Source organism: Streptomyces sp. NPDC002754, assembly GCF_053592315.1.
Map to the genome: position 1 here is coordinate 1 of NZ_JBSFVM010000077.1, position 4,767 is coordinate 4,767.

The window sequence follows — 4,767 nt, forward strand, 5'->3', positions numbered from 1 at the left end:
GCAGCCACGGCGAGATCGGCCGCGATGGAGTTGATCTGGTCCTGACGACTCATGGATCAGCCCTCCGACTTGGAGGCGCGAGCGGACGGGGCGGCGTTGAGAGCGCGGACCTCGTCGGCCTGGTACCAGGCGGTGCCGCCGGTGATCTTCTCGCGGCCGTTCTGGTCAACACGCTTGTCAACCGGGGAGACGCCGACGCGGAAGCCAACGAGTTCGACGGGCTGCGGCATGTGCTGGAGAGCCTCGCCGGGGTTCTTGTACGAGTTCACGCCGATCTTGAGGATCTCGTTCTCAACCTTGCCGAACTGCTCGAAGGAGGCGACGACCTGGACCTCCCACTTGGGCGTGCCGTCCTTGAGAGTGGCCTGGACGTCGTTCTTGCCGAACTCAGTCTTCGGCGCGGCGGACATGAACATGACGGCCTTGAAGGTGCGGGCCTGGTCAACGTGGAAGATCGCGGGCATGGAAGTACCTCTCGTTCGGAGTTGATCTCTGGTCTACCGGAAACCTCTGACATCGAGCCTGTGGATAGAGATCCGGGGGCCCGATGACCTCTAGACTGCATGAGTACACTGAGAGTGTCAACTAGTTACCACCCAGAGTCTTGGAGTAGACGATGCCTCATGGTCTTGATCGCCAGTCGGATGCAGTCCGGACTAGCCTGGAGAAGATCCGGGATCTTGCCCAACACGGCCTAAGTGCCGAGGACTTGAACATGAACGATGATCGCGAGTGGTACCGGAGTTTGCTACGAGTTCTCGGAGATATCCGTGTCGAATGCGAAGGCACAGAGCGGAAGTTGTCTGCGGCTGCCGATGCGAACGAGATCCTGACTCCCTCTCAGATCGCGGAAGCGGCAAGGATCAGTAGGGCAGCGGTCTACAAGCGAAGGTCTTCGGGCCGGAAGTAGGAAAGCCCCCGGCAGGGGGCTTTTTCTTTTGATCCCGGCGGGAGCCGAACCATCCGCCGGAGGCGGTCGAGTTTTTTTATGGGGCTCTGCCCCAAACCCCGACCACTAGCCCAGAGGATCCCTCTTTTCGGGTGCCGTTGGGTGGGGGGTTATTCGAATGGGTCGTGGGGGTTCCTCCAGTCTGAACGGCACCGAAGGCCAACATGGGGGGGATGGGGGTGCCAAGGTCGTTCGTCCAAGCGGGCGCTCCACCTTGGCACCCCCATCCCCCCCATGTTCTGGGGCAAGCCCTGCCGCTCAGACCGGAGGAACCCCCACTCGGCCCGGACTGTGGTGCAGCCGCGAAAGCCCTGGTTGGGATCAGGTGAGGTTGGCGGCCGCCGGAGCATCAGGGCCGAGTTCATACGCCAGGTGGTATGCGGTGAGCAGGTTGACCAGCTCGGAGAATCCACCGTTCTCGGCCGCATCGAGGAGCGCGGTCTGGAGACCGGGAACCCGTCGCATAGCGGTCAGCGATTCGGCCGGCAGAAGTGCCCACGTCTCGCCGCCGACCTCTTCGGCCGCAACCTCTTCGTCGCTCAACTCCGGTTCGTCATCGAGGAGTTGGCCCCGCAGGCCGCGTGACCACGTGATCGCCCTGCGACGGAAGGTGGCCTTCTCGTACTCGTGCCAGACCGGGACCACGGCGGCATCGCCCGTCGTGCGGAGGTATTCGAGCATCTCGAAGGGCGCCAGGGTGCCGAGGCGTCCAGCCTTCATGTCCCCTCGGGCCATTTCGTTGCCGACGTGGCCTTTGCCTTCCTGGACCTTGGCGATGTATTCGCCTGCCTGTTCCGGAGTGGTGACCTTGGACCACTTCACGCCGTGTTCCTTGCTCGGCTCGTAGCCCTTCTTCTTCATCCACTGTCGCCAGGTCTTGTCCCAGCGGACCATGGCGTAGGTGAGTTCTTCGAGGGTCTCGTCATTGAGCAGGAGAACGACGTGAAGGTGCGGGTGCCAGCCGTTCCGAGTTCCGTAGGTGATTTCCAGTGAGCGGATGTTTCCTCGGACTCCGAGCTTGTCCCTCTCCCCGGGAAGATTTCGCTTCTTGTCTCCCGCCCAGCGGTATCCGGACATGAGCTGTCGCCATCCATTGGCCACGGCGTCGAAGAGGTCCGCAAGGTCGTGGTGCTTCTTGTGACGAGCCGTCAGGGTGACCATCCAGGCGGTGCCGCCGTCCTGGGTCATGTGCTTGGCGACGGCGCGTGCGATCTCGTCGGCGCGGGTGGCGCGGATCTTGGCGGAGCACACGGGGCAGGCCCAGATCGAGCCGCAGGAGCAGAAGCCGGACCAGTGGGCGACGCCGCCCTGAACCTTGATCGCGGCCTTGCCGTCGCCCTCGTTCCCGTTGGTCGTCCGACCGCACTTCTTGACGCGCGGAAGCGTGCTGATCGACCAGAGGACGGCCCGCTGTGCGAAGCGCTTCTCACGACGCTCTTTGCGAACCGCCGATTCGCCGTCTGACCTGGGGTTTTCCTGATCCGTAGAAACATTATTCGCGTTGTACCTAGAAGGGCCCTCCGCGAGGCTGCCGCGAGCGGCAGCCCCGGCAACGGCCTCATGCCTCCGGCCCGGCCGAACCGGGGAAACCTCGCGGCGGGCCTGGGGGGCCTGTAGAGCCCTGCGGGCGTCTTCCGTGATCAGGTCTGCCGTCTCGACAATGGGCTGGTCGTCTCGCGCGGTGTCGGTGCTCTGCCCTACGCTGTCCACGTCGTTCTCCGTTCGGCTTTCCAAGTGGTTGGGGCGGAGACAAGGGGCCCGAGCGATGCCAGTCGCTGCGGGCCCCCTTTGCGTCTCGTGTGATCCTGTGGGTCGTGGCCGATCGGCGTGGTAGGAACACGCCGATCGGTCACTTCTTGCTGTCGGCCCCCATGAGGCTCTTGATGACGATCAGTCCGACAGTGGCGGAGACGATGCCGATGGTCACCGCGATGGCGACGACGGCGACGGCGAGGAGCATGCCGACGACGACGATTCCGGCTCCGGCTCCGGCGATGAGCTCGCCCTTGTGCTGCTGGAGCCAGGACGGCTCTTTGGGCGCCTGCTGGACGATGACGTAGCCCTGGGGCTGTACGAGGCTCTGAGGGGCCCTCAGGGCCTGTTCCGGGGTGAGGTGGAGGGTCTGCGGTGTGTAGACCTTCTCCGGCTCGTAGACGGTCATGAGGCCTTCCTTCGTCGGGTGGTCTTGGGCTTCTGGAGCGGGATGCCCTGGGTGGTCTCTTCGGCTGGAGTCGGAGTGCCGGCCGAAGCGTCGCGGACGGTCGGGGCAGCCGCGGGGATGACATCGCGGCGGAGTTCGAGTGAGTTGGCGACGAGCGCCAGGAGGTGGTTCTCGTCGACGTCGCCGACACGGACTCGGTCATAGCGGCCACTGAGGCCGGGGACTCCTGTGACGACGCAGACGCCGGGGTTGTCCTTGTCGACCATGGCGGTCGGGTCGTTGGCCTCGTCCTTGCGGATGCCGGAGCCGAGAGCGGCTTCGGCGCCGTCCATGGTGAAGACCGGGAAGCAGATGCCTACCTCGAGTTGGTCGCGCACGGAGGTCGGGATGGCGTCGCTGGTCTGCTTCTGGGTGGCGACGATGGGCAGGACACCGAGGCCTCGGCCTTCCTTGGCGACCGTGCGCATGAGGCGCTGGTTGGACTCGATGAGATCCTTGTCCTTGCCCCGGAGACCGCTGGCGTCGATGTAGTTGTGGCACTCGTCCATGAGCACCGGGACCAGCGGGATGGTCTCGGTCGGGCCGTGCTTCCAGAACTTGTGGGTGCCGCGTTCTTCGACCAGCTGGGCCGGGCGGTCTTTGATCAGGCGGACGAGTTCGGTGAGCCGCTGATGGGCGGTCTCGGGGTTGTCGCCGACAACGAACATGGCGCGTCCGGCGACCTGGCCCCAGTCGCCGTAGCGAGGGTCAGAGGTCTTGCCGTCGAAGAGGCAGAACTGAACGGCGGGTGAGTTGGTGAGGCGACCGAGGAACCCGAGCTGCAGCATGGTTTTGCCGTAGCCGGGCATGCCCGCGATCTTGATTCCGGAGAGGTCTTTGAGGGGGATGCTGATCTCTCGGCCCCACGGGTTGCGGCCAATGGGGAGAGCCCAGCCCTGGGAATCGAAGTCGTACGGGAAGTGCTCGTCGAGGGGGTTGCCGACGAGTCCTCGGATCTCGACAAGGCCGGACTTGATGCGGACGGCTTCGACGCTCTCGCAGTCCCAGTCGTCTGCGATCCACTCGGCAGCGGCCTGGACCTCTGCGAGGCCGACTTTGGGGATGGTCTTCATCTGGGCGCGGATGCCGTACGGCTCGGGCTTGACGACGAGTTTGGGCACGACAGTGATCGTCTGCTTCTTCTGGCCTCGCCAGTCGGTGGTGCCTCGGGTGTTCTCGTCGATGCGGGCCAGGCCGAGGTTCTTGGCCTGTCGGTTCCAGCGACGAGCGATCTTCCAGGCATGGCGCATGCGCTGGCGCTGGAGGGGCGTGGCGCGGAGGTACTGGTACGTGATCACTGCGGTCCAGACGGTGCCCGCCAAGGCGGCGATCCCCACGAGGAGGACCGCCGCCTTGGGAGCGAGCGTCGTGATCTGGTTCAGATCATCGAGCACCTTGATCAGCCTTCCGTGGGGTTCGGAGTGGTGTCAGCGAGGCGTGCGTTGATCTCCTGCTTGATCTCCAGCGGGTACCGGTCGTCGACCTCCTGGGCGACGACCTTGAACTCTTCGTATCCGCGCATGGCAGCCACGGCGAGATCGGCCGCGATGGAGTTGATCTGGTCCTGACGACTCATGGATCAGCCCTCCGACTTGGAGGCGCGAGCGGACGGGGCGGC

The 4,767-nt window shown here is 64.7% G+C and carries 5 protein-coding genes; all 5 read right to left on the bottom strand.

The annotated features are described in order from the left end of the window. Positions 1-56 precede the first annotated feature (56 nt). The 5 genes from ACWD2L_RS40775 to ACWD2L_RS40795 all read right to left on the bottom strand — a co-directional run bounded on the left by ACWD2L_RS40775 (position 57) and on the right by ACWD2L_RS40795 (position 4,725). Positions 57-464 carry a hypothetical protein gene (locus tag ACWD2L_RS40775; protein WP_451193781.1) on the bottom strand — a complete coding sequence of 136 codons (408 nt, stop codon included), beginning with the start codon at positions 462-464 and terminating at the stop codon, positions 57-59. Between the two features lie 806 nt (positions 465-1,270). Continuing rightward, positions 1,271-2,659, bottom strand: a complete 1,389-nt coding sequence (locus ACWD2L_RS40780) for a protein rep (protein ID WP_451193783.1) — start codon at positions 2,657-2,659, stop codon at positions 1,271-1,273. 139 nt (positions 2,660-2,798) lie between these two features. Beyond that, positions 2,799-3,110 carry a hypothetical protein gene (locus ACWD2L_RS40785; protein ID WP_351345921.1) on the bottom strand — a complete coding sequence of 104 codons (312 nt, stop codon included), beginning with the start codon at positions 3,108-3,110 and terminating at the stop codon, positions 2,799-2,801. Next, positions 3,107-4,543, bottom strand: coding sequence for a hypothetical protein (locus ACWD2L_RS40790; RefSeq protein WP_451193786.1), 1,437 nt, complete (start codon positions 4,541-4,543; stop codon positions 3,107-3,109). Before ACWD2L_RS40790 ends, ACWD2L_RS40785 begins: the two co-directional genes overlap by 4 nt. A 5-nt stretch (positions 4,544-4,548) precedes the next feature. Next, positions 4,549-4,725 (bottom strand): hypothetical protein, encoded by a 177-nt coding sequence (locus tag ACWD2L_RS40795; protein ID WP_451193792.1) that lies wholly within the window; start codon positions 4,723-4,725, stop codon positions 4,549-4,551. Between the last annotated feature and the right edge of the window lie 42 nt (positions 4,726-4,767).

Excerpts from the sequence above, each read along its gene's own strand:
- ACWD2L_RS40775 (WP_451193781.1), bottom strand. The coding sequence starts at position 464 with ATGCCCGCGATCTTCCACGTTGACCAGGCCCGCACCTTCAAGGCCGTC.
- ACWD2L_RS40785 (WP_351345921.1), bottom strand. The coding sequence starts at position 3,110 with ATGACCGTCTACGAGCCGGAGAAGGTCTACACACCGCAGACCCTCCAC.
- ACWD2L_RS40795 (WP_451193792.1), bottom strand. The coding sequence starts at position 4,725 with ATGAGTCGTCAGGACCAGATCAACTCCATCGCGGCCGATCTCGCCGTG.